General features: G+C 62.0%; 25 protein-coding genes. 4 read left to right on the forward strand and 21 right to left on the reverse strand.

Features of this window, described 5'->3' with window-relative positions; all coding sequences use genetic code 11:
• Positions 1–180 precede the first annotated feature (180 nt).
• Positions 181–2,070 (forward strand): ATP-binding cassette domain-containing protein, encoded by a 1,890-nt coding sequence (locus tag R1Z03_RS21075; protein ID WP_317354797.1) that lies wholly within the window; start codon positions 181–183, stop codon positions 2,068–2,070.
• 26 nt (positions 2,071–2,096) lie between these two features.
• On the opposite strand, the gene R1Z03_RS21080 is transcribed toward R1Z03_RS21075, so the two are convergent.
• The 7 genes from R1Z03_RS21080 to R1Z03_RS21110 form a co-directional block, all read right to left on the reverse strand.
• Positions 2,097–3,209 carry a chemotaxis response regulator protein-glutamate methylesterase gene (locus R1Z03_RS21080; RefSeq protein ID WP_317354800.1) on the reverse strand — a complete coding sequence of 371 codons (1,113 nt, stop codon included), beginning with the start codon at positions 3,207–3,209 and terminating at the stop codon, positions 2,097–2,099.
• A gap of 23 nt (positions 3,210–3,232) precedes the next feature.
• On the reverse strand, positions 3,233–3,994 hold the full coding sequence (cheD, locus tag R1Z03_RS21085; RefSeq protein ID WP_317354804.1) for a chemoreceptor glutamine deamidase CheD: 762 nt from the start codon (positions 3,992–3,994) through the stop codon (positions 3,233–3,235).
• Positions 3,995–4,019: 25 nt separating this feature from the next.
• Positions 4,020–4,910, reverse strand: coding sequence for a CheR family methyltransferase (locus R1Z03_RS21090; protein ID WP_284431713.1), 891 nt, complete (start codon positions 4,908–4,910; stop codon positions 4,020–4,022).
• Positions 4,911–5,009: 99 nt separating this feature from the next.
• Positions 5,010–5,501 (reverse strand): chemotaxis protein CheW, encoded by a 492-nt coding sequence (locus tag R1Z03_RS21095; RefSeq protein ID WP_284431712.1) that lies wholly within the window; start codon positions 5,499–5,501, stop codon positions 5,010–5,012.
• A 31-nt stretch (positions 5,502–5,532) separates the two neighbouring features.
• Entirely contained in the window at positions 5,533–7,692 is a 2,160-nt protein-coding gene (locus R1Z03_RS21100; RefSeq protein WP_317354810.1) for a chemotaxis protein CheW, read from the reverse strand.
• 39 nt (positions 7,693–7,731) lie between these two features.
• Positions 7,732–8,094 carry a response regulator gene (locus R1Z03_RS21105; RefSeq protein WP_092745705.1) on the reverse strand — a complete coding sequence of 121 codons (363 nt, stop codon included), beginning with the start codon at positions 8,092–8,094 and terminating at the stop codon, positions 7,732–7,734.
• A gap of 51 nt (positions 8,095–8,145) precedes the next feature.
• Complete coding sequence (locus R1Z03_RS21110) at positions 8,146–8,592, reverse strand: hypothetical protein (protein ID WP_272565370.1); 447 nt, start codon at positions 8,590–8,592, stop codon at positions 8,146–8,148.
• 166 nt (positions 8,593–8,758) lie between these two features.
• Here R1Z03_RS21110 and R1Z03_RS21115 point away from each other — a divergent pair, with 166 nt between their 5' ends.
• Together R1Z03_RS21115 and R1Z03_RS21120 are read left to right on the forward strand one after the other, a co-directional pair.
• Complete coding sequence (locus R1Z03_RS21115; RefSeq protein WP_372588183.1) at positions 8,759–9,877, forward strand: ATP-binding protein; 1,119 nt, start codon at positions 8,759–8,761, stop codon at positions 9,875–9,877.
• Entirely contained in the window at positions 9,874–10,503 is a 630-nt protein-coding gene (locus R1Z03_RS21120; RefSeq protein WP_284431709.1) for a response regulator transcription factor, read from the forward strand. Before R1Z03_RS21115 ends, R1Z03_RS21120 begins: the two co-directional genes overlap by 4 nt.
• Positions 10,504–10,515: 12 nt before the next feature.
• On the opposite strand, the gene fliR is transcribed toward R1Z03_RS21120, so the two are convergent.
• From fliR to fliF, 13 genes are all read right to left on the reverse strand, one after another.
• A complete protein-coding gene (gene fliR, locus R1Z03_RS21125) occupies positions 10,516–11,286 on the reverse strand; it encodes a flagellar biosynthetic protein FliR (protein ID WP_272565373.1) in 771 nt (256 codons plus the stop codon).
• Positions 11,283–11,552 carry a flagellar biosynthesis protein FliQ gene (gene fliQ / locus R1Z03_RS21130; protein ID WP_272565375.1) on the reverse strand — a complete coding sequence of 90 codons (270 nt, stop codon included), beginning with the start codon at positions 11,550–11,552 and terminating at the stop codon, positions 11,283–11,285. The genes fliR and fliQ overlap by 4 nt, the downstream gene beginning before the upstream one ends.
• Before the next feature lie 9 nt (positions 11,553–11,561).
• Positions 11,562–12,323, reverse strand: coding sequence for a flagellar type III secretion system pore protein FliP (gene fliP / locus R1Z03_RS21135; RefSeq protein ID WP_284431708.1), 762 nt, complete (start codon positions 12,321–12,323; stop codon positions 11,562–11,564).
• On the reverse strand, positions 12,316–12,675 hold the full coding sequence (locus tag R1Z03_RS21140) for a flagellar biosynthetic protein FliO (protein ID WP_284431717.1): 360 nt from the start codon (positions 12,673–12,675) through the stop codon (positions 12,316–12,318). The genes fliP and R1Z03_RS21140 overlap by 8 nt, the downstream gene beginning before the upstream one ends.
• 13 nt (positions 12,676–12,688) lie before the next feature.
• Positions 12,689–13,126: a flagellar motor switch protein FliN gene (gene fliN, locus R1Z03_RS21145; protein WP_284407477.1), complete on the reverse strand. Its 438-nt coding sequence runs from the start codon at positions 13,124–13,126 to the stop codon at positions 12,689–12,691.
• Positions 13,116–14,120 carry a flagellar motor switch protein FliM gene (gene fliM, locus R1Z03_RS21150; RefSeq protein WP_272565382.1) on the reverse strand — a complete coding sequence of 335 codons (1,005 nt, stop codon included), beginning with the start codon at positions 14,118–14,120 and terminating at the stop codon, positions 13,116–13,118. Before fliM ends, fliN begins: the two co-directional genes overlap by 11 nt.
• Positions 14,121–14,138: 18 nt before the next feature.
• Positions 14,139–14,720, reverse strand: a complete 582-nt coding sequence (gene fliL / locus R1Z03_RS21155; RefSeq protein WP_272565383.1) for a flagellar basal body-associated protein FliL — start codon at positions 14,718–14,720, stop codon at positions 14,139–14,141.
• A gap of 248 nt (positions 14,721–14,968) precedes the next feature.
• Entirely contained in the window at positions 14,969–16,363 is a 1,395-nt protein-coding gene (locus R1Z03_RS21160; RefSeq protein ID WP_317354817.1) for a flagellar hook-length control protein FliK, read from the reverse strand.
• 2 nt (positions 16,364–16,365) lie between these two features.
• A complete protein-coding gene (gene fliJ, locus R1Z03_RS21165; RefSeq protein WP_317354819.1) occupies positions 16,366–16,839 on the reverse strand; it encodes a flagellar export protein FliJ in 474 nt (157 codons plus the stop codon).
• 21 nt (positions 16,840–16,860) lie between these two features.
• Positions 16,861–18,219 carry a flagellar protein export ATPase FliI gene (gene fliI / locus R1Z03_RS21170; RefSeq protein WP_284402669.1) on the reverse strand — a complete coding sequence of 453 codons (1,359 nt, stop codon included), beginning with the start codon at positions 18,217–18,219 and terminating at the stop codon, positions 16,861–16,863.
• Positions 18,220–18,304: 85 nt separating this feature from the next.
• Positions 18,305–19,033, reverse strand: a complete 729-nt coding sequence (locus R1Z03_RS21175; RefSeq protein WP_284414736.1) for a flagellar assembly protein FliH — start codon at positions 19,031–19,033, stop codon at positions 18,305–18,307.
• Positions 19,017–20,012, reverse strand: a complete 996-nt coding sequence (fliG, locus tag R1Z03_RS21180) for a flagellar motor switch protein FliG (RefSeq protein WP_272565391.1) — start codon at positions 20,010–20,012, stop codon at positions 19,017–19,019. Before fliG ends, R1Z03_RS21175 begins: the two co-directional genes overlap by 17 nt.
• A 51-nt stretch (positions 20,013–20,063) precedes the next feature.
• Positions 20,064–21,746 (reverse strand): flagellar basal-body MS-ring/collar protein FliF, encoded by a 1,683-nt coding sequence (gene fliF, locus R1Z03_RS21185; protein WP_284402654.1) that lies wholly within the window; start codon positions 21,744–21,746, stop codon positions 20,064–20,066.
• 171 nt (positions 21,747–21,917) lie between these two features.
• Here fliF and fliE point away from each other — a divergent pair, with 171 nt between their 5' ends.
• Positions 21,918–22,226, forward strand: a complete 309-nt coding sequence (fliE, locus tag R1Z03_RS21190) for a flagellar hook-basal body complex protein FliE (RefSeq protein WP_272565395.1) — start codon at positions 21,918–21,920, stop codon at positions 22,224–22,226.
• Positions 22,227–22,544: 318 nt separating this feature from the next.
• Here fliE and R1Z03_RS21195 read toward each other — a convergent pair whose 3' ends face one another.
• Positions 22,545–22,844: a flagellar protein FliT gene (locus R1Z03_RS21195; RefSeq protein WP_092745692.1), complete on the reverse strand. Its 300-nt coding sequence runs from the start codon at positions 22,842–22,844 to the stop codon at positions 22,545–22,547.
• Position 22,845 lies beyond the last annotated feature (1 nt).

The raw sequence follows: 22,845 nt of genomic DNA on the forward strand, positions 1-22,845 counted from the left end.
CAAAACCAACCTTTCTTGTCAGAATCTCCGGACAACTCAGTCATCCGTCTCACCTGCCAAGCCCGCAAGTATAGACCACTTTCCTCACTCCCGTAGGAGAAAGATGACAAAAAATTGCAACGTGCCTTGTCGCAGCTGTCTTGCGCTTCCGTGAGCGCGAAGCCGGATAATTCCGCCGATATGGCACTTCTCACCTTAATTAACGCCCAACTGGCTTTCGGTCACGTTGCACTGCTAGATCACGCTGGATTTTCCCTGGAAGCCAGCGAACGCGTCGGACTGATAGGGCGTAACGGAGCAGGAAAGTCATCGCTATTGAAAATCTTGGGCAGCCTTGCCAAGCCCGATGATGGCTCCTTACAAATCCAACAGGGAATTCGAATCGCCTACGTAGCTCAGGAGCCGGCCTTAGAGATGGAGGCCAGTGTTTTCGCTGCGGCCTCAGAAGGGCTGCGCGAAGTAGCAGAGATAAGAGATCTTTACCTCTCTGGCGAGCCAGGATTGGACCTCAATGCGCTGCAGTCGCAGATCGAGGCGTACGACGCTTGGAACTGGGAGCAGCGGGTCGAAGAAACCTTGCAGCGACTTAGGCTAGACCCCCACTCGATCGTAGGCACTCTGTCTGGAGGTACGAAAAAACGAGTCGCTCTTGCACAGGCTTTGGTGTCAAGACCGGATGTTCTGCTACTGGACGAGCCGACCAATCACCTCGACCTGGACTCCATTGAATGGCTAGAAGATCTATTGATTGATTTTAAAGGCAGCGTCATCACGATCACCCACGATCGCTCATTCCTGGACAGAGTGGCCACACGGATTGTGGAGCTCGATCGAGGTCAACTCCGATCGTATCCGGGAAATTTCGCTCAATACGTGCTCCAAAAGGGTGAGCAGCTTACACAGGAGGCCGTTGTATCGGCCAAGGCCGACAAGTTGCTCGCTCAAGAGGAAATTTGGGTACGCAAGGGTGTTGAAGCCCGAAGAACTCGCAGTCAAAGCCGCATCGGACGCCTTGAGGCCCTCAGGGCTGACCGCAGTGCTAGGAGAGAGGTCCTAGGCAGCGTCAAGATGGATATTGCCTCAGGTGCCCAAAATGGCTATCAAGGCAAGATCGTTGCGGAGTTGTCTGACGTCAGAAAATCTTTCGGAGACAAAGTCATTGTCAACGGTTTTTCTGGAACGATCCTCCGCGGCGATAAAGTGGGCTTGATCGGCCCCAATGGCGCAGGAAAAACCACTTTGCTCAAGCTCATCCTAGGTGAGCTGGCTCAAGATGAGGGCACCGTTCGGCGCGGAAGCAATCTGCAGGTAGCGTACTTTGATCAGATGCGACATGCGATCAACCTCGACGCGACCCTTGAAGACTTCATCAGCCCTGGCAGCGAATGGATCGAGATTGGCAAGCAACGCAAGCATGTCAAAAGTTACCTCAGCGATTTTCTTTTTTCCCCTGCCAGAGCTCACTCACCCGTCCGCTCACTTTCAGGAGGAGAGCGCAACCGACTGCTTTTGGCCCGCCTCTTCGCCCGCCCTGCCAATGTGCTGGTGCTCGACGAGCCCACGAATGACTTAGATATTGACACGCTGGATCTTCTGGAGGAATTGCTTCAGACGTATGACGGCACCGTCTTCCTCGTAAGCCACGATCGGACCTTCCTTGACAATGTGGTGACCAGCACCATTGCATATGAAGGAAATGGGCTCTGGCGTGAGTACGAAGGCAGTGTTCAAGACTGGCTGATCCAGTCCCGACGCAGTGGGCAGCTCAATCCCACGTCTTTGCCACCCGCCAAGGCGGCAGCTGAGCGCAATGACAAGGTGGATTTAGAGGAAAAGCCAGCACATCTTCCCAAAAAGAAGTTGAGCTACAAAGAGCAACGGGAACTTGAACAGCTCCCAACTCAAATTGCGACACTAGAGACAGAGCAACAGTCAATTCAGTCAGCACTGGCTGACGGTTCCTTGTATGCCAAAGATGGTGCGCGAGCAGCAGCCCTCCATGCAAGGGAGGGAGAGATCGAAAATCAACTGATGATTGCGCTGGAGCGCTGGACCGCTTTGTCGTCCTGACTCCCTGTCTTCTTACGCACCGATACCTAGATGCGATGGTGCAATCGATCGGTTGCGCCACGCAGCTTGGCGATCAAAGCCGGTGCAATGTGCGTCAAAGGCAAAACCTCATCTGCAGCGCCATGTGCAATGGCTTCCCGTGGCATACCGAAAACGATGCAACTTGCCTCGTCCTGCACATAGTTGTAACTGCCAGCATCCTTCATCTCGCGCATCGCGGCGGCGCCATCATTTCCCATGCCGGTCAGCATGATGCCGAAAACATTGCGCCCCGCGACCCCGGCAGCCGACTTGAACAGAACCTCCACCGAAGGCTTGTGCCGATTGACGGGAGGACCATCGTCCACCACGGCCACATAGTTGGCTCCGCTGCGGGCGATATAAAACTGCTTTCCTCCCGGCGCTATGTAGGCATGACCGGGCAAGATACGTTCTCCATTGGTTGCTTCTTTCACTGTGATCTGGCACAAGCCGTTGAGTCTGGCTGCGAAGCTTGTGGTGAAACCTGGAGGCATGTGCTGTGTGATCACGATCGCGGGCGAGTCTGCAGGCATCTGCATCAGCACTTCGCGAATAGCCTCTGTTCCACCAGTGGATGCACCGATGCAAATCAGCTTTTCCGTCGACAAACGGCCCAGCAATGTGGTCGTATGCGTCGGAGCATGTGCCCCCTCTACAGAACCAGTTGCTGGAGAGTGCGAACGGGTTGGGCTCTGCACCGGCGCTCTTCGGACCTGTGCGACAGCGGCCACCTGAATCTTCTCAACGATCTGGGTCGCCAATTCATTCAGACCACTGGAAAGGCCGACCCGGGGTTTGGCAACGAAGTCAACCGCTCCCAGTTCGAGCGCCTTCATAGTGACTTCAGCCCCTCGCTCCGTGAGCGTGGAAATCATCACCACGGGCATGGGCCGAAGTCGCATCAGTCGCCCTAGAAAATCAATCCCGTCCATGCGCGGCATCTCGACGTCTAGGGTAATGACATCGGGGTTCATTTCGCGAATCATTTCGCGCGCAATCAGAGGATCGTTGGCGGTTCCAATGCACTCCATGTCCCGCTGGCGATTGATGATTTCGGCCAAAAGACTGCGCACCAACGCCGAATCATCCACAACGATCACCCGGATCTTCCTGCTCATTCCCTCATGTCCTTGTTCATTTCTCAAAAGAGGTCCACTGATCCACCTGCGGTCGCTTTGGCAACCGTCGCAGCGTTGCCGCGAACTTCCTGCTCCACCAGTGTCTCTGGATGCGCATGGGCGAGCCGCTTCACCATCGCTTTTCCTGTCACCGGAAAGAAAACGACCTTGCGAGGATAGATATCGAGCACATCTTCCGAAACAATCGGGATTCGCTCTGTCTGGAGATAGTTGAGCACAAAGTTGGTGTTGCGCTCCCCCACATTCATCGTGGTGAAGTTATGCATCACCTGCGCCCCACCAAATATCTTGGCCTGCATGCTTTCCCGGCGAGCTCCAAGTTTCAGCATTTCGTTGATCAGCAACTCCATGGCATACGAGCCATAGCGGCCGGATACATCGGACGAATCGCCATCGGGCAACATGAAGTGATTCATACCGCCGACGCGGCTGCGGCTATCCCACAGGCAAGCTGCAATGCATGAGCCGAGCACGGTCATGATCACCAGATTTTCATCCGAGACGAAATACTCCCCGGGGAGCACTTTGACCGCATTGTGCTGAAAATGATGATCAAAAAAGAAAAATGAGGCCTCTCCCGGACGACGGGCCTGCGCCTTCAGCTCTGGCAACGTTGATTGCCTCGCGACGGCGGCCGGAGCGCCAGTGTAAATATCGGCACTGAGCGGCGCAATTCGCGGCGCACGACGCCGCTCTACTGTTCCACCATAGGCGGACGGAGGTGCGCCAGACGGAGGGGGAAAGCCAGGGCGGGTATTGGTCATGTGGACTCTTGCGGAAGACTATCGGTCAACGGCGCTCATACACGGTCTTGCCGCGCAAAGTGAAAAGGTCACGGGACTCGCTGAAGTTTTCAGCATGCCCGACAAACAGCATGCCGCCCGGTTTCAATACGCGATGGATGCGCTCCAGAACCTTGCGCTGAGTGGGCGCATCGAAATAGATCATGACATTACGGCAAAAAACGACATCGAACGGCTCCCGAAAAGGCCAGTCGTCGCGGATGAGATTCACGCTCAGGAAATCGATGCTTCGGCGCAACTCAGGTTTTGCACGTGCAAACCCGGCATTTGAGGCCTTGCCCCGCAAGAAGAATCGTTGAAGGCGTTCAGGACTCAACCCTTTCACGCTGTCCAGGCGGTACACCCCCTCGGCTGCCGTAGCCAACACCCGGGAATCGATATCGCTGGCCGTTAATTTGAACGAGCCGTTACTGCTCAACGACTCCATGGCTGTCATCACGATGGAATATGGTTCTTCCCCGGTGGATGCAGCGTTGCACCACACACTCCACGGGCCAGCAGGCCGTGTGCGCAGGAGATTGGCCAGAATCTCAAAGTGGTGCTGCTCCCGGAAGAACGCAGTCAGATTGGTCGTGAGCGCATTCACGAACTCCTGCCACTCTGGGCCATCATGGGTTTCCAGCCAGCTCAGATATTCGTGAAAGCTTGTATGCCCGGTATCGCGCAACCGCCGCGACAAGCGGCTGTAGACCATTGCATGTTTGCCATCGTGCAAGCTGATGCCAGCTCGCTGATAAATGAGCGCTTGGACACGTGAAAAATCTGCGTTGGTCCAGACGAATTCTCTCCCTTGGGCCAAAGGCCCCGATGTAGGCGAAACCGCTGGTGATTCCGCCACGCCTCGCGCAGAAGGGGGATGACTGGAGGTCTGGCGCATGTTGCTTTTCACTTCGAGAGGTCGGTGGTCCACAGGCCAGTGGTTACAGATGCAGCCACGTCGATTCCTAAACCGTTGCGTGGCGGCGAGATGTCGGTCTCACTCGTTGGCGGAGACCAAACCCATGTCCATGCTAGCCATGAGTTTCTCGATGTCCAACAGGATGAGCATGCGCTCACCCACCGAGCCCAGGCCGACGATGCAGTTGGTGTCGATGGTGCTTTCCACCTCCGGAGCAACGCGTATCTGATCGGAATTCAGTTCCATGACGTCACTCACCGAGTCCACCACGATCCCGACAACCCGGTTACGCAGATTCAGGATGATGACCACCGTGAAACTGTTGTATTCCGCTTTGGAACAACTGAACTTCAGCCGCATGTCAACGATGGGAACGATGGTGCCGCGCAGATTCGTCACGCCCTTGATGAAGTCTGGCGCATTGGCGATGCGTGTCGGCGGCTCATAGCCGCGGATCTCCTGCACCTTCAGGATGTCGATCCCATACTCCTCTTGATCCAGCCGGAAAGTCAAATACTCCCGGGCGCCAGAGACAGCCGCTTCATTGGTTTTTTCCATCACTCCAGCCATAGGGCTCTCCTTATATCAACGGGTCGCGGGCTCAGTGGCGAGCGCGCCGCACCAAAGCACCTGTGTCCAGGATGAGTGCCACAGTTCCATCCCCGAGAATGGTGGCGCCGGAAACATTGGGCACTTTGCGATAGTTGGTTTCCAGGTTCTTCACAACGACTTGGTGTTGACCGAGCAACTCATCCACCAACAATGCAACCCGGCTGCCATCTGCCTCGACAACCACCATGATGTTGCTGGATTTGCTTTGGTCCAGGCGGGGGACTTGAAATGTTTTCTCCAGGGCAATGACGGGCATGTATTCATCCCGCACCTTGACCAACTGAGATCCTTGCGCAACTGTATTGACATCGTCGGGATTGACCTGGAACGACTCCACGACAGAAGACAGCGGAAGGATGTAGACCTCTTCACCCACCCCTACGGACATGCCATCCATGATCGCCAGCGTCAGCGGTAACCGCACGGACACGCGCATGCCATAACCTTCGGCAGAATCGATTTCCACCGACCCGTTGAGTGCAGCGATATTCCGCTTCACCACATCCATGCCGACCCCGCGCCCCGAAACGTCGGTCACTTCATCGGCGGTGGAGAAGCCTGGCGCGAAAATCAGTCCCCACACATCCGCATCGGTCATCTGGTCAGAGACATCCAGCCCCCGCTCTCTGGCTTTTCGCATGATTTTCTCGCGAGAAAGACCTCGACCATCATCGCGCACTTCAATCACGATGGAGCCGCCTTGATGCGAGGCGGACAACGTGATCGTTCCATGCTCGGACTTCCCTGCAGCAAGCCGGTCAGCAGGCATTTCAATGCCATGGTCACAGCTGTTGCGAACCAAATGCGTCAAGGGGTCGGTGATTTTCTCGACCAGGCTCTTGTCCAGTTCGGTGGCTTCACCCAAGGTGACCATCTCGACTTTCTTACCCAGCTTGTTGGCCAGGTCCCTGAGCATCCGCGGAAAGCGACTGAACACGATCGACATGGGAATCATGCGGATCGACATCACGGACTCTTGCAAATCCCGTGTGTTGCGATCCAGATCGGCCAGGCCCGCCAGCAATTGCTGATACGCGCCTGCATCGAGGCCGCGGCTGTTCTGCGCCAGCATGGCCTGGGTGATCACCAATTCGCCCACCAGATTGATCAACTGGTCGACCTTATTCACCGCCACACGAATGGTAGTGGACTCCATTTGCGCTTGGCTGACTGCCTTCGGCTCCGCGGCGCGGACTGCGGCTGCAGGCTGCTTGGCAGACGGGGCATCCGACACATTTGCAACGGCCACCTCCGTCCGATCGCTCGGCATACCAGGGGACCCATTGAAGAATCCATAGGGTGCTTCTGTGGACACCTCGCCCGCTTGCAGCAGGGCTGCTTCCGGATCAGCTTCCACACTGGCCGAACCGTCTTCTGCACCGATCCTGACCTGGTCTTTCGACACATGGAAGGCAAACAGATCCAGCAGGTCGTCGTTGGTGGAAGTCGTCTCGACCGCGAACAGCCGGACACCCTGCTCTTCAGAAGGAACGTCGCGAATGGAACCGAGGCCGGGAATATCGCGGAACAATTCCTTGATCGCGTCAGCCTGTTCCAAACGCTCCAGCGGACCGATACGGATCTCGAGAGAGCGCGCGCTGCCCGGTGAGGCTGCCGCAGCAGGAATGGATGGGGCATGCGTGACCGGAGCGGGCGCAGGCACAGGAGCCGGCGCTGGCGGCGGGGGGGGAGGCGCCACGGCCGCCACAGGTTCGGCAGGAACATTGCCGGCAGCCAATTCACTGATTCGGCGAACCAGCTCCGCAGTGGATACGGCTTCGCCTTGTCCTCCCGCCTGGTGCCTGGCCAGCAGACTGCGGGACGCATCGGCAGACTCCAGCAGCACATCCACCATTTGGGGAATGGGCTGCAATTCATGGCGCCGCAAGCGATCCAGCAGCGATTCCATTTGGTGGGTCAGCTCTGCAACATCGGAGAATCCGAAGGTTGCAGCCCCTCCCTTGATGGAATGCGCGCAACGGAAAATACCGTTCAATTCTTCGTCATTGGCCGCACTCAGATCCAGGTCCAGGAGCATGTGCTCCATCTGGTCCAGGTTCTCGCCCGCCTCTTCGAAGAAGATCTGATAGAACTGACTGAGATCGAAGTCCGCGCCACCGCCCGCGCCTTCTTGATAGGTATCCGCCATTAGGGGCTCCAGTACTTAGGTTATCTGCGCGCGATGGCGTTAGCGAATGACTTTTTGAATCACTTCGATCAAGCGGTTCGGATCGAAAGGTTTGACCAACCAGCCTGTGGCGCCAGCGGAACGTCCCGCCTGCTTCATCTGATCGCTTGACTCGGTAGTGAGGATCAGAATGGGTATGGTCTTGAACCGGGGGTGCTCACGCAGCTTGCGGGTCAAGCCGATTCCATCGAGCCTCGGCATATTCTGGTCGGCCAGCACCAGATGGATATCGTGGGTTTCGGCCTTTTCGAGCGCGTCTTGCCCGTCGACCGCTTCCACCACGTGGTACCCCGCCCCGGTCAGGGTGAAGGACACCATCTTTCGCATGGACGGTGAATCATCAACGGCAAGAATCGATTGCATGTAGGGCTCCACTCACTTGAATATATAAGGTAACCAATTACGGGCGCGTGCTCAGAACAGGTCGATTGATCCTGCATCCATTTCGCTCTGCGTGACAGGATTGGGACGGTCGGGGGCCATTTCAGCGAAGGGTGCGGCTTCTTCGCCCTCCTCGGTGCCCATGGCTTCGGAGGCCAGACGGAAAGCGCATCCTTGGAGCACCTTCGTGGTGTGCCAGATCAGCTGGGAGGCCATGTCCTGAAATTGCAGCTCAGTGACGGCACTGCGCAATGCCGTCCGCAGCGCGGCGAGTTCCGCCGAATCGCCAACCACATCGTCGGTCAATGCACCGTTGGCTTCGCCGAAGCGTGCCAGCAGGTTGTCGGTCGCATGGCTGAGCAAGCCCTCCAGGCGGTGCAGATCATGCATGACGACCAACAAGGAGTCTTGCAATTCTGCAGCAACCATGACTGGCACTTGAACCCCTGGGCCGCCAGGGCTAGTTAGCGTAGATTGCATCGTTTCTCCAGAACTGCAAGCGGCTGCAGGGCAAACAAATTCCAATTCGGCAAGACGCTGGTGGCGGAATCCACTGGCAAAGACGTCCCATGCAAACCATTCTCTCGACTTTCCTCGATCACCGCCGCACGGGACAAACACCCTTGTTTGTTCCAATATGTATCCTATGATAGCGTTCCCCATGCCATCAGGAGTAACGGATCAACCCTTGCGCATCCTGCATTTAGAAGATTCTGTAGCGGATCATGAGTTGGCTTGCATTACGTTGCGCCGCGCCAACGTGGTGTATGAAATCCACCACGTGGACACACTGCCATCGTTCATAGCGCAACTCGATGCAGAGCCTTTCAATCTGATCCTTGCGGACTACCGCCTGCCTGGCTTCACTGCGCTGGACGCTTGGAGTGTGGTGGCACAGCGGGAGCCCCACCCGCCCTTCGTTTTGCTGTCTGGCGCCATCGGCGAGGCAGCGGCCGTGGATGCAATGCGGCTGGGCATTGCGGACTACCTTCTCAAAGACGACATGGCGAGGTTGCCGCATGTCATTGACCGCGCCATCGAAGTGCACGAGGCTCGGCGCGCGAGGGAGAAAGCCACGGCGGATCTGGCTGCGTCCGAAAGGCGGCTGGCAGAACTCACCGAGCATCTGCAAAGCTCGATCGAAAAAGAACGGGCCGCGATTGCCCGCGAGATCCACGATGACATTGGTGGTGCACTGAGTGCCGTTCGCTTCGATGTGGGCTGGATCAGCCGGCATGCCAAGGACGACGGGACCCAGGCCCACGCGGCGGCCGCCACCGAGATGCTGCAGCACGCCATTGAGGCAAGTCAGCGCATCATGATGAACCTGCGCCCCCCCATCCTGGACCAGGGCTTGGTGGCTGCAGTGCAATGGCTGGCGGAAAGTTTCGAGCGGCGCACTGGTATTCCCACCCGGGTTCTTACCAACAAGGACACAATCCACGTGGACGCAGCCATTCAGCTGGTGGCTTACCGCGCGGCACAGGAAGCCCTGACCAATGTCTTCAAATATGCCGAAGCACGGCATGTCTCTGTCGACCTGTCGGACAGTGAGGGCGTGCTGACACTGGAAGTCACCGACGACGGCCGAGGCATGGAGCCCGCCATGCGGGAGAAGCCCAAATCATTCGGTCTCAAGGGCCTTCAAGAGCGAGCGCGCACCGTGGGAGGATGGCTCGACATCAGCAGCCATCCCGGCCGCGGAACCGCCGTCATCCTGTCGGTGCCGCTGACACCCCAAAATATTTCAGAGGAGGCACCATGATCCAGGTCGTACTGTGTGATGACCATGCGGTCCTGCGGCGGGGCATCCGTGACACGCTCTCGGAAGCACCGGACATTCAGGTGACCGGCGAGGCCGGCGGCTACTCCGAACTGAGGGAGGTATTGCGCACCGCGCCCTGCGACGTGCTGCTGCTTGATCTGAACATGCCCGGCCGCAGTGGCCTGGAGGTGCTCGCCAGCCTGCGCGAGACGGACTCCGCCGTCAAGGTACTGGTTGTATCGATGTATCCCGAGGACCAGTATGCGCTGCGGTGCTTGCGAGCGGGCGCACAGGGCTATGCCAACAAAGCGGGCGATCCCGTGGAGTTGATCGAAGCCGTGCGCACCGTGATGAAAGGCCGCAAGTACCTCACCCCGGAAGTGGCGCAGATGCTGGCGGACAGCTTGGCGCAGCCGAGTCCCGAGTTGCCCCACGAGGCGTTGTCGGAGAGGGAATTGCAGACCCTGGTCAAGATAGCGTCCGGAAGGCGCCTGTCGGACATCGCAGAAGAACTGATGCTGAGCCCGAAAACGGTCAGTGTCTACCGGTCTCGCGTGTTGGAAAAACTCAAGCTCACCAACAACGCGGAACTGACGGTGTACGCCATTCGAAACCAGCTGGTCTGAATGCCAGGCCGTCTACCGCTGTGAAGCGAAAAGATCGATGGATTGCTGCATCAACGCCATGACGGGCTGCTCGAGCATGGGCAGGGTCGCCGCGATGCCCAGAAGGCCCACGGTCAGCGTCACGGGAAAGCCCACCGCATAGATGTTCATCTGCGGCGCCACGCGCGAGATGATGCCCATGGCCATGTTCACGAACAGCAACAGGGCAATCATGGGCAAGGCGATCCACAGGGCGCTGGAAAAGAGCGAAGCACCCAGATCATGCAATCGCAACTGGCCCAGGGCCTGCATGAAATGGCCATTCACAGGAAAGCTGTCGAAGCTCTTGACCACCGCCATCAGCACCATCAGGTGGCCATTGATGACAACGAAGAGCAGCATGGCCATGTGCCCGAAAAACCGGGCCACGGCACTTACCTGCGTGTTGCTGGAGGGATCGAAGAACGATGCGAAGTTGAGACCCATCTGCAGTCCGATCACCTCGCCCGCCAGTTCCACCGCCGTAAATACGAGGCGCACCGCAAAGCCAATGGCGGCCCCCACGGCCAGTTGCTGGGCCACGGCACCCAGTGCCTCGCGCCCGTTGATGTTGATGATGGGCTGATCCGGTAGAGCGGCCTGCGCGCAAACCGAAATGAGGAAGGCCAGCCCGATCTTGGCCCGCATCGGAATCACGCGCATGGAGAATACTGGCGCCACCATGAACATGGCCAGGATGCGCAGGAAAGGCCACAGGATCGGCGACAGCCAAGCCACCAGTTGGGCCTCTGAAAACGTGATCACGACACGACCGACGGAATGGATTCGATGGTTCTGCGGATGAAGTCCACGAGCGAAGTGATCATCCAGGGGCCGGCGATGGCGAACACCACCATGGCAGCAATCAGCTTGGGCACGAAGGCGAGCGTGGCCTCATTGATCTGCGTCACCGCCTGAAAGATGCTGACGAGCAGCCCCACCACCATGACCACGCCCAGCACCGGCATCGAAATCATCAACAGCAAGGTCAGGGCGTCTCGCCCCATCGTCAAAACCATTTGCGAGGTCATGCGGGCTCCTCAGGTGGCGAAACTGGCGGCCAGGGAGCCGATCAGCAGATTCCAGCCGTCCGCCAGCACGAACAGCATGAGCTTGAACGGCAATGCGACCAGCACGGGCGACAGCATCATCATGCCCAGGGACATCAGGATGCTGGAAACCACCATGTCGATGACCAGGAACGGAATGAAGATCATGAACCCGATCTGGAACGCCGATTTGAGCTCGCTGGTCACGAATGCCGGCACCAGTACGCGAAGGGGCGCGGTTTCCGCCGTGGCCCCTGCATCGAGCTTGGCCAGGCGGGCGAACAGTGCGAAGTCGGACTGGCGCGTCTGCTTGAGCATGAAGCCGCGCATAGGGGCCTCCGCCTTCTCCAGCGCCTGCTCGAACGTGATGGTGTTCGATGTATAGGGCACGTAGGCGTCCTGGTACACGCGATCAAAGGTGGGTCCCATCACGAAGAACGTGAGAAACAGCGACAGGCCCACGATCACCTGGTTCGGCGGTGCCGATTGGGTGCCGATGGCCTGGCGCAGCAGTGACAGCACGATCACGATACGGGTGAAGCCCGTCATCATGAGCAGCACTGCCGGCAAAAATGACAGGGCCGTGAAGAACAGCAGCGTCTGAATGGGCACCGAAAAGCTCGCGCCCGCGTTGCCCGAACCGACCAGCACGGGCAACGAACCCGGTGCCGCTTGTGCAAGTGCCGCCGGAGCGAAAACCGTGGCGGCAACCGCCAACGCCCACCCGCTCCAGGCGCGCCGGCGATCAGCCATGGGGCGCCTCTTGCCCCCGCAACCTGGCTGCGGCCACCTCATCGGCAAAGGACGGCGCAGGAATCGCGCCCCGGGGCGCTCCGGCGGACACGGAAGGGTCGATCACATGCAGGCACCGGATCTGCTGCGCTGTGACCCCCAGGACCAGCCAGGTCCGCTGGTGCTCCGGCCCCACTTCCACCGTGATCACGCGCTGCTGCGGCCCGATACCCACAGTGGAGACCACCTTGGACGCGGCGCTCGCCGCCACTCCCGGCCCGCCACCCTGGCGTTGCTGCATGCGCCGGATCCACCAGGGCAGCGTGGCAATGGCCGCCACGAAGAGCACGACGATGACCAGCGTCTGCGTCATGTTGCCGCCCGCGCTATCCACGGCTGACCCTTCGCAGGCGTTCCGACGGCGTGACCACATCGGTCAGGCGTATACCGAACTTGTCGTTCACCACCACCACCTCGCCCTGGGCGATGAGATAGCCATTGACCAGCACGTCCATGGGCTCGCCGGCCAACGCGTCCAGTTCGACCACCGAGCCTTGCGCCAGCTGGAGGATGTACTTGATCGGCACCTTGGTTCGGCCCAGCTCCACCGACAGCTGCACCGGAATGTCCAGCACCATGTTGATGTCGTTGACCGGAGAGTCCGAGTTGGCCGAGAAAGGCCGCACCGGGTCGCCAGCCAGGGGGCCGCCCTGGTCCGCAGCAGGCTCGTCCGTGCGCTTTTGCTCTTCCAGCGCCTCGGCCCAGCCGGCAAACGGATCGTCCGCGCTGGCGTCCTTGTTGTCGTTGTCGCCTTCAGTTGACATTCTTTTCTCCCAGCCAGCTCAGATCGGAATTGCGCAGGCATTCCTCGATCCGGATGGCGTATTTCGCGTTGTGCGTGCCGTACTGGCACTCAAAAATGGGCACGCCTCCGATGGAGGCACGGATACGGGGTTCGCGGTCGAGTTCGATGAAATCGCCGGGCTTCATGGCCAGCAACTGCTCCACCGTGGCATCGGCCTTGGCCAGTTCAGCCACCAGCGTCACCTCTGCGGCCTGGATCTCCCGCGTGAGCACACGCACCCACCGGCGGTCCACTTCGATGGAGTCGCCCTGCGTGGACGAATACAGCACATCGCGGATAGGCTCCAGCGTCGCATAGGGCATGCAGATATGAATCGCGCCGGACAGGTCCCCGATCTCCAGCTGGAACGCCGTGGAGACCACGATTTCGCTGGGGGTCGCGATGTTGGCGAACTGTGGCTGCATTTCCGACCGCTGGTACTCCAGTTCGAGCGGATAGATGCCGTGCCATGCCTTTTTGTACTCGGCGCAGATCACATCGACCAGGCGGTTGATGACCCGCTGCTCGGTCGGAGAAAAGTCCCGCCCTTCGATGCGGGTCTGGAACTTGCCCACGCCGCCATACAGCGTGTCGATGATGCCGAACACCAGGGACGGCTCGCACACGATCAGCCCGCTGCCACGCAGCGGACGGATGGCAACGATGTTGAAGTTGGTCGGCACCGCCAGCTCGCGCAGGAAAGCGCTGTAACGCTGCACCGACACCGTGCCCACCGAGATTTCCGGGCTGCGCCGGATGAAATTGAACAGGCCGATGCGGAAGTTGCGCGCGAACCGCTCGTTGACGATTTCCATCGTCGGCATCCGGCCGCGCACGATGCGCTCCTGGCTGGAGATGTCGTAATTGCGGACCGCTCCGGTCTCGGCCACTTCCTCGACCGACTTCTGGCTCTCACCCGTGACACCCTCCAAAAGGGCATCGACCTCTTCCTGCGACAGAAATGAATCACTCATGGCAGTCTCCTGTCGCCGTCACTGGATGATGAAACTGGAGAAAAGGACTTGCCGCACAGGATTCGTATCAGCGGCAGGCTTGGCACGTGGTGCCTCTTCTTCGTCCTCCACCTCCTGGCTGGCGGGGCGCTTGCGGGGCTTGGGCACCGTGTATCCCAAGGGCTTGGAGACTTCGCGCCGGATGTCGGTCGCCAGTTTTTCCTTGCCTTCGCGGCCCAGCAACTCCTCGGAGGTGCGCTGCGACACCAGCATCAGGATGGCGCTGCGGATGCTCGGCAGGTAGAGCTTGACCTGCTCTGCCGTTTTCGCATCGGCCAGTTCCAGCGTGAGACCGATCTGGGCGAATCGCTCTCCACCAGTATCGGCCAGGTTCACGACCATGTTGTCGATGGGCAGGAAGGTGGGTGCCACCTTGGGCGCTGCCGGAGCGTGGGGGCGGGCCTCCGCGCCCTCTTCGTCTTCGGCGTGGCTGCGGCTGCTCATGATGAACCAGGCCGCGCCTGCACCAGCGATGACCAGCAGGGCAACGACCACACCGATGATGAGCATCTTCTTGCTCTTGGCCTTGGGTGGCGCTGCGGCGGCAGGATTGGCAGACACGTTGGGATTCCTTGCGCAACAAATTCAGGACAGGGCGGCACAGCGAAGGCCGCACAGGCGGCACACCTCATTCGATGTCCCATTATTGGGCGTCCCGGCTTTCGATAATAGCCAGAATAAAAGCCCAAAACCATGGCTTTCAGCCTCCTAGGGCGGCGCTTCGTCCAGAACCGATGCGGGATGTCGGCCCACCCGGGCATGCCGCCCGCGGCCATTCTTCGGCCCGGTGCGCCTGGGCCGGCTCGCGTTCAGGCAAAGACGTCCAGCGCGCGGGCGGAACCCGAAGGGCTCTTCACGGCCACGCCCGCTCCCGAGCCCACGCCGACGGCGGCCTGCACCTGGGCGTGCCGTGCCGGTCCGTCGCGGTCCGAAGCGGGGCGGCGGCCGTCGCTGCCCGAAGCCCCTGCACCGTCGCTACCCGACTGCCCCACGGTGACACCGGACAACTCCAGCCCCTCGCTGCGCAACAGATCCCGCAGTTGCGCCGCGCTGGAGTCCAGCCATTCGCGGGTGTTGGCTTGGTCACTGCGGAACGTGACATGCGCTTCATTGCCCGACAGCGACACCATGACCTCCACGGGCTGGCCTTCACGATCGATGGTGAGTTCGGCGTTCTGTGTTTTCTGGTGCACCCAGTAGGCGACCTGTTCGGCGATCTGGTCCTCTACCCCCACCTGCGACGGGTCGGCCAGCGCACCTGAGCCATCGTTGGCCACCGGCGCGTCGCTCAGGGAAAAGCCCATTCCGGACTCCGCTCCGGAAGCGCCACCCCGTGACGATTGCCCATCGGAGGCCCCGGACTCCATGCCACGCTCCGAAGAGCGCAACGCCACCGCTTCGGCCACCGCGCCAGCGACCGGCACAGCCGCACCCAGGGCATCCTGCGGTGCCCGCGCCAATGCCGGCCCCCCGGCGGCGCCCGCTCCATCGCGCCGGTCCGGCGCCAAGGCAGCAACCGCTGCGGTCAATGCGCCAGGCATCTCTGCCGAAGCCGGCTTCCTGTCTTCCTTGCCCAGCGCATTGCGCAGGCCGGCAGCACCTGTTCCTGCCGCGGATGGGTCGACGCCCAAACCGGCAGCGGAGGAACCCGCAGCCGCCGAAAGGCGCGCCTGCAGGCCCTTATGAGGCGTGCTGCCAGGGACCACCGGTGCAGCCGCATCGGACAGATCCGTTGCACGGTCCATCCAGGCCGTCTGTCCGACCAGGCTGCCCGAGTCCATCAGGCCGTTGAATCCATTGGCCCAGGCGCCCGTTCCAGCGTTGTCGCCCAACACCCGGCCCAGCGGTTGGCCCAGCATGCCCTGCTGCGCACCAGCCTGTGCCAGGATCTGCCCCTGGCCTTGGGGCAGCTGGGTAGGAAACTGCCCCCCCTGCAGCGCCGCCAGTGCGGCAGGGTCCAACGGCAGTGCACCGGCTTCGCCGGCCTGCAGCCAGGTGGCCTGGGCCGCGCTTGGATCGGCCGGCAGGGCCCCTGCGGTGCTATCCCCGAATGCAGTGGTATCCATGGCGGCCAGCAGCAGGGAGAAGCCACCCTGCCCCGCGGCCTGCTGCGTAGCATCCTGCGCTGAGCTGGCCTTGCCGGCGGCACGCGCGCCGCGCGTCTCGTGGGTCGTGTGCGAGCTGTTGATGCGTGTCGGTTCCATGTTCACCACTCCTTCGGCCCCTGCTGGCCCTGGGTTGCGTTTTCCTTGCCGAATTGCAGCGCAGCGCGCTCATCGGTTTGCTTCTGATCGCGACGCGCCTGGAGCTTGTCCATCTCGTGGCGCCGTTTCTCGACCACTTTCCTCAATGCCGACAGCCGCAACTCGGCCGCCAGCACGGCACGGGTGGCATGTTCCACGCGCCCGGCCTGATCGCCCACCACCGCGGTCTGCAGGCCGACCGCATGGGCGAGCCGGTCCATGAACTGGTAGTGGTGGTACATGACTTCGGGCTTGACGGTGGTGTCGGCCTGCGCGCCCCAGCGTCCCTGGGTTTCCAGCGCGTAGCCTTCCAGTTGCTGCAGTTGGGCCTGCGATGCCTGGCGGGCGCGCTGCGCGTCCTGCAGCACCTGCCGCGCCTCGTCGCGCTTGCGCTCGGCCATTTCGACGGCCACCAGAAAAGCATTCAGCGAAGACATGGTCGGTTCACCCCTGGCCCATCAATGGTTGAGCACCGCGCCCATGAAGCCCAGGCTTTCGCCCATGGGCGCCGCTTCGAACATGTTCTGCTGCAAAAAGTCCGCCATGGCAGGCTGCAGACGGATGGCTTCGTCCAGCGCCGGGTCGGAGCCGCTCATGTAGGCGCCCACCTGGATCAGGTCACGGCTCTTCTGGTAGCGCGAATACACCGCGCGGAACCGCCGGGCCAGTTCGAAATGCTCCCGCGACACCACGTTGTGCATCACGCGCGAGGCCGACTGCTCGATGTCGATGGCCGGAAAGTGCCCCGTTTCCGCCAGCGCGCGGGACAGCACGATGTGCCCGTCCAAGATGGCGCGCGCCGCATCGGCGATCGGGTCCTGCTGATCATCGCCTTCGGACAGCACTGTGTAGAAGGCCGTGATGGAGCCCACCCCGTGCAATCCGTTGCCGCTGCGCTCCACCAGCGCCGGCAGCTTGGCAAAGCAGCTGGGCGGGTAACCCTTGGTGGCGGGCGGCTCGCCGATGGCCAGCGCGATCTCGCGCTGCGCCATGGCATAGCGGGTGAGCGAATCCATCAGCAGCAGCACGTGCTTGCCCTTGTCGCGAAAGTGCTCCGCAATCGCCGTGGCGTACGCGGCGCCCTGCATGCGCAGCAGCGGCGGCGCATCGGCCGGCGCCGCCACCACGACGGCGCGACCCCGGTCTTCCTCGCCGAGGATGTCTTCCACGAATTCCTTGACCTCGCGGCCACGTTCGCCAATCAGGCCGACGACGATCACATCGGCCTGCGTGTAGCGCGCCATCATCCCCAGGAGCACGCTCTTGCCCACGCCGGAGCCGGCGAACAGCCCCAGGCGCTGGCCGCGCCCCACGGTGAGCAGGGCGTTGATGGCACGCACGCCTGTGTCCAGGGTCTCGCGCACGGGATCGCGGTCCATGGCGTTGATCTGGCGCCGGTCCATGGGCTCGGAATTCACGTTGACCACGGCACCGCCATGGTCCAGCGGAATGCCCTGGGAATCGATCACGCGCCCCAGCAGCCCGTCACCCATCGGCAGCCGCAGCACGCCGGCGGCCGGCGATGGCCGGGCGTCCTCGCCGAGCCTCGGCTGGGGCACATATGCCGCCGCAGGCACCACGCTGGCCCCGCTGGACAGCCCGTGGATGTCCCCCGCCGGCATCAGGAAAGCGCGGTCGGCCGAGAACCCGACGACCTCCGCCAGCACCGGCTCGTGGCCAGGCATCTGCACCATGCACTGCGACCCCACGGGCACGCGGATGCCAACGGCCTCCAGCACCAGCCCCGTCAATCGGGTGAGCGTGCCGCGGGTTTCCAGGGGCGCGCCCTGCGCGACGCGGGCCCGCGCATCCGCCATGAAACGGCCCCAGGCCGTGTCCGCCGGGCTCTGGACATCGGCCCCAGCGGGTGCATCCGGCAACAGCGAAGTTTCAGGGAGGGTGTCAGCCATGGGCCTTCTCCCCTTCGGCATCCCAGGCGGACGCCAGGCCCAGCGCGGCGATCGCACGCTCCCAGCGCCGGCCCAGCGAGCCATCGATCACCGTCCCGGCCGACTCCACGAAGCAATCGCCTGCGGCCACGGCCGCATCGGGCAGCCACTGCACCTTGGCCCCCGCATAGGCTTCGCCCAGCGGTTTTTCAAGCACCTCCCAGTCGGCGGGATTCATGCGCACCGTGGCCGGGCGGCCTTCGGCGATCAGCATGCCCAGGGCTTCGCGCACCACGGGCAGCAAGGCCTGCGGCTGGCTCGACAGTTCCTGGCGGATCACCTGGCGGGCGATGTCGCAGGCCAGCTGCAGCACTTCCTGCGCGACATGCTGCTGCATGTGGACGAGGCTGGCCTGGGCCGCCTGCACCACCTGGTCCATCCGCTGCGCGACCTCCTGGCCCTGGCCGGCGATGTAGTCGTCCATGCGCTGCTGCCATTCCAGCCCGGCCTTTTCCTCGCCATGGGCTTGGCCCTGCTCGAAGCCCTCCTGCCGCGCCGCTTCCAGGGCGCTCAGGTGCGTGGCCTCGTCGAAGACGACCGGCAGGGGTTCCGGTTCGGGCTCTGGCGCCGGGGGCAGCAGGTCCGATCCGTCCACGGCGCCGAACTGCCACTGGGTCACCTCCCCGACCTCTTCGCTGGGGATGAACCGCGTGTAGCTGCGCGGGTTATACGAATGCGTCATCACCGCCGCCTCCGATCACGATCTGGCCTTCATCCGACAGGCGGCGAACGGTCTTGAGGATTTCCTTTTGCTGGGCCTCGACTTCGGACAGCCGCATCGGGCCACGCGACTCCAGGTCTTCGCGCATGGCCTCGGCGGCGCGCGACGACATGTTGGCCAGGAATTTCTCGCGCAGCTCGGGCACGGCGCCCTTGAGCGCCACGATGAGCGTTTCGGACGCCACTTCCTTGAGCACGGTCTGAATCGCACGGTCGTCGAGCTTGGCCACGTCGTCGAAGACGAACATCTTGTCCATGATCTTCTGGGCCAGGTCGGGGTCGTAGCCCCGGATCGACTCCAGCACCACGCTGTCCATGTTGGAGCCCAGCAGGTTGATGATCTCGGCCGCCGCCTTGACGCCGCCCAGCGAACTCTTGCGGATCTTGTCGCCCCCCGCCAGCACCTTGAACAGCACCTCGTTGAGGTCCTTGAGCGCAGTGGGCTGGATGCCCTCCAGCGTGGCCACGCGCAGCAGCACCTCGCTGCGCTGGCGGTCGGTGAGCTGCATCAGCACGGCTGCGGCCTGCTCGGAATCCAGGTGCACCAGAATGGCGGCGACGATCTGCGGGTGCTCGTTGCGCAGCAACTCGGCCACCGACAGCGGGTCCATCCACTTCAGGCTTTCGATACCGGAAACGTCGCCGCCCTGGAGAATCCGGTCGATCAGCAACGCGGCCTTGTCGTCGCCCAGCGCGCGCTTGAGCACCGAGCGCACGTAGTTGCTGGTGTCGGACACCAGCAGGCTCTGCGCCGCGGCATCGCCGGAGAAGCGGTTGATGACCGAATCGACCTTCTCGCGCGAAACCGAGCGCATGCGGGCGATGGTCTCGCCCAGTTTCTGCACTTCCTTCGGCGACAGATGCTTGAAGACCTCGGCGGCTTCCTCTTCGCCGAGGGACATCAGCAAAATCGCAGCATCGTTCAGGCCTTGGTCATCCATGGAAAGCTCGTGGTTTCATGCGTCGGTGGGAAATCATCGCACGGCGCCGCGTCACGACTCGCCGTTGACCCACGTCTTGAGGATATTCGCCACGGCCATCGGGTTCTCCTTGGCCAGCACACGGGCCTCCTCCAGGCGCAGTTGCTCGGGCGTCTGGGCGACCTCCTCGGGCTTGGACGGCGCGGCCAGCGCCGGGCGCTGCGGCTCTTCCGCCTCGATGGCGTCGAGCTGGCCGCCCTGGGCCACCGGAATCGCCCGGGGCTTGCCCATGCCCTTGATGGCGGGGCGCACCAGGCCGAGCAGTACCATGGCCGCGAACAGGGACATGCCCACGGGCCAGCCCAGGCTCTTGGCCAGCTCGATCATCTCGGGCTGCTTCCACAGCGGCAGGTCCACCACGGGCGTGGAATCGACCAGGAACGGCGTGTTCATGAGGTTCACCGAGTCGCCACGCTCCTTGTTGAAGCCGATGGTTTCGCGCACCAGTGCCGTCATCTGCTCCAGTTGCTCGGGCGACAGGGCCTTGTTGGTGGGCGCCTTGCCCGCGGCTTCCGCCACGGCCTGGTAATTCACCACCACCGCCGCGCTCACACGCTTGAGGGCGCCGCTGCCGCCGCGCGTCACGCGGACGGTCTTGTCCACTTCGTAGTTGGTGATGGATTCGCGCTTGCTGCCCGTGCCCTGCGCGCCCTGCTGACCGGCGGCCGTCGGTGCGGGGTTGGCGCCGTTGATGGGCGCGGTCGAAGGCTGGGGCGGCTGGTTGCTGGTGGCGCCGGGCACGCCGCTGGGCGGCTGGGCGCCCTGGGTGCCGGCGCTTTCCACGACCTGCTGGCTGCGCACGGCGCTGGCGTCGGGCGTCTGGTTGGGGCGGTGCTGCTCGGAGGTGGATTCGGTCTGGCTGAAATCGACCTCAGCCGTGACCTGCGCCTTGACGTTGTTCTTGCCCACCACCGGCTCCAGGATGTCCAGGATGCGGCGCGTGTACTGCTGCTCGATCTGCTGCACGTAGCTCAGCTGCTGTGCGTCCACGCCCGAACCGGCGGCCGTGTCGGGGGACTGCGACAGCAGCTTGCCGGTGTCGTCCAGCACGCTCACGGCGGAGGGCGACAGCTCCGGCACGCTGGAGGCCACCAGATGCACGATCCCGGCCAGTTGCGTGCGGTCTAGGAAACGGCCGGGGAACAGGCTCAGCAGCACCGACGCGGAAGGCTTTTGCTGCTCGCGGAAGAACCCGTTCTGGTTGGGCAGTGCCAGATGCACGCGTGCACTTTGCACCGAAGACAGCGCCTGGATCGAGCGGGTCAGCTCGCCCTCCAGGCCGCGCTGGAAGTTCAGCCGCTCCTGGAACTGGGTGACGCCGAACCGGTTCGTCTCCATCAGCTCGAAGCCCGTCACCGAGCCCTTGGGCAAGCCCTGGGTGGCCAGGCGCAGGCGCACGTCGTGCACGCGCTCGGCCGGAATCAGGATGGCGCCGCCGCCCTCGGCATATTTGTAGGGCACGTTCATCGTGGACAGCTGGGCCACGATGGCACCGCCATCCTTGTCGCTCAGGTTGGCGAACAGCACCCGGTAGTCCGGCTGGCGGCTGAAGACCACCGCGGCGACCACGGCAGCGATCAGCAAGACCATGCCTGCGCCCAGGCGCATCCGCTGGCCCCGTTCGAGCGCGGAAAACCGCTGCATCCACGAGGGGTTGGCGGGACTGATGACAGGGACTTCAGCAACTGCGGACATGGTGCTTTCCAAAAGGTCCGACCCGGCAGAGGGTTGGCGTGGGGCGATTATTGGACGAGCCCCTTGCCGACGTAGCCGAGATAAGGCCGTCGTTTCACCATCTATTCCCCAGGATGGCGCGGCGCCGGCCCCCTAGGATTGCACCATCCCGCCATTCCTTCGGACACAGCCATGGACCTCCGCATATCAAGCCCCACCACGCCACTTGCAGGCGCCGGCCTTGCGCGCCGTGCCGCGGCACCGCAGGACTCGCAGGAAGTGGGGTTTTCCTCGGCGCTCAAGGGCGCGCTGCAGTCGGTCAGCGCCTCCCAGAACCGGGCGGCCGACCTGCAAAAGGAAGTGCAGATGGAAAATCCGGCCGTCAGCCTGGAAGAAACCATGGTGGCGATCCAGAAGGCCCAGATCGGCTTTCAGGCCACGCTGCACGTGCGCAACCGCATGGTTCAGGCCTACACCGACATCATGAACATGCAGGTTTGACGCCAGCCCGCAACATCCAACCCATCATTTGCTATTATTTTTATAGCTTAATGCCCTAGTGTTTATTGCACTGGAAGGCCATTTGACTGGTAATACCTTGCACCGCTGCGGCTGATACATCCGCGCCGCATGGGCTTTCGATTCCCTGCACCGCCCACATCAAACCCTCTCGGCGGCGGCGATCCTGAAAACAACACGGCCGAAGGCGCACTGCGCGTCAGGCATGCCGGCTTGCCGTTCGTTGCGCTGCGCTGCGCGGTGGCGCCGGGAGGCACTGGCCGGGCAGACAGCCCGGCGAAGGGCGGGCCCCACCCCTCCTCAATGCATCATCTGCGGCTGGCGCTCCAGCAAATGCTCGAACTGCGACAGCCAGGGTTCCGCCAGGCAGCGGATCTGGGCATCGTTGCTCAGGATGCGCTGCATGATGCGCGTCTTTTCCCGGCGGTGCTCCGGCAACAGATCGTGCTCCTGGGCCTTGAATCGCAGTTGCTCGATGAGCACCGCGCAGGCGCCTTCATAGCGAACCACGCCGTCCCAATCCTTGAGCTTGGCAGCCTCCAGCATCTTGGCACTGCTGTCTTCGATGGCTTTGTAGTAATCGATGAGCATTTCAGACATT

The sequence above is a fragment of the Acidovorax sp. BLS4 genome (assembly GCF_032929295.1).
GTDB lineage: Bacteria > Pseudomonadota > Gammaproteobacteria > Burkholderiales > Burkholderiaceae_C > Paracidovorax.

Excerpts from the sequence above, each read along its gene's own strand:
- R1Z03_RS21075 (WP_317354797.1), top strand. The coding sequence starts at position 181 with ATGGCACTTCTCACCTTAATTAACGCCCAACTGGCTTTCGGTCACGTT.
- R1Z03_RS21080 (WP_317354800.1), bottom strand. The coding sequence starts at position 3,209 with ATGAGCAGGAAGATCCGGGTGATCGTTGTGGATGATTCGGCGTTGGTG.
- cheD (WP_317354804.1), bottom strand. The coding sequence starts at position 3,994 with ATGACCAATACCCGCCCTGGCTTTCCCCCTCCGTCTGGCGCACCTCCG.
- R1Z03_RS21090 (WP_284431713.1), bottom strand. The coding sequence starts at position 4,910 with ATGCGCCAGACCTCCAGTCATCCCCCTTCTGCGCGAGGCGTGGCGGAA.
- R1Z03_RS21095 (WP_284431712.1), bottom strand. The coding sequence starts at position 5,501 with ATGGCTGGAGTGATGGAAAAAACCAATGAAGCGGCTGTCTCTGGCGCC.
- R1Z03_RS21100 (WP_317354810.1), bottom strand. The coding sequence starts at position 7,692 with ATGGCGGATACCTATCAAGAAGGCGCGGGCGGTGGCGCGGACTTCGAT.
- R1Z03_RS21105 (WP_092745705.1), bottom strand. The coding sequence starts at position 8,094 with ATGCAATCGATTCTTGCCGTTGATGATTCACCGTCCATGCGAAAGATG.
- R1Z03_RS21110 (WP_272565370.1), bottom strand. The coding sequence starts at position 8,592 with ATGCAATCTACGCTAACTAGCCCTGGCGGCCCAGGGGTTCAAGTGCCA.
- R1Z03_RS21115 (WP_372588183.1), top strand. The coding sequence starts at position 8,759 with ATGATAGCGTTCCCCATGCCATCAGGAGTAACGGATCAACCCTTGCGC.
- R1Z03_RS21120 (WP_284431709.1), top strand. The coding sequence starts at position 9,874 with ATGATCCAGGTCGTACTGTGTGATGACCATGCGGTCCTGCGGCGGGGC.
- fliQ (WP_272565375.1), bottom strand. The coding sequence starts at position 11,552 with ATGACCTCGCAAATGGTTTTGACGATGGGGCGAGACGCCCTGACCTTG.
- fliP (WP_284431708.1), bottom strand. The coding sequence starts at position 12,323 with ATGGCTGATCGCCGGCGCGCCTGGAGCGGGTGGGCGTTGGCGGTTGCC.
- R1Z03_RS21140 (WP_284431717.1), bottom strand. The coding sequence starts at position 12,675 with ATGACGCAGACGCTGGTCATCGTCGTGCTCTTCGTGGCGGCCATTGCC.
- fliN (WP_284407477.1), bottom strand. The coding sequence starts at position 13,126 with ATGTCAACTGAAGGCGACAACGACAACAAGGACGCCAGCGCGGACGAT.
- fliM (WP_272565382.1), bottom strand. The coding sequence starts at position 14,120 with ATGAGTGATTCATTTCTGTCGCAGGAAGAGGTCGATGCCCTTTTGGAG.
- R1Z03_RS21160 (WP_317354817.1), bottom strand. The coding sequence starts at position 16,363 with ATGGAACCGACACGCATCAACAGCTCGCACACGACCCACGAGACGCGC.
- fliJ (WP_317354819.1), bottom strand. The coding sequence starts at position 16,839 with ATGTCTTCGCTGAATGCTTTTCTGGTGGCCGTCGAAATGGCCGAGCGC.
- fliI (WP_284402669.1), bottom strand. The coding sequence starts at position 18,219 with ATGGCGGATGCGCGGGCCCGCGTCGCGCAGGGCGCGCCCCTGGAAACC.
- R1Z03_RS21175 (WP_284414736.1), bottom strand. The coding sequence starts at position 19,033 with ATGACGCATTCGTATAACCCGCGCAGCTACACGCGGTTCATCCCCAGC.
- fliG (WP_272565391.1), bottom strand. The coding sequence starts at position 20,012 with ATGGATGACCAAGGCCTGAACGATGCTGCGATTTTGCTGATGTCCCTC.
- fliF (WP_284402654.1), bottom strand. The coding sequence starts at position 21,746 with ATGTCCGCAGTTGCTGAAGTCCCTGTCATCAGTCCCGCCAACCCCTCG.
- fliE (WP_272565395.1), top strand. The coding sequence starts at position 21,918 with ATGGACCTCCGCATATCAAGCCCCACCACGCCACTTGCAGGCGCCGGC.
- R1Z03_RS21195 (WP_092745692.1), bottom strand. The coding sequence starts at position 22,844 with ATGTCTGAAATGCTCATCGATTACTACAAAGCCATCGAAGACAGCAGT.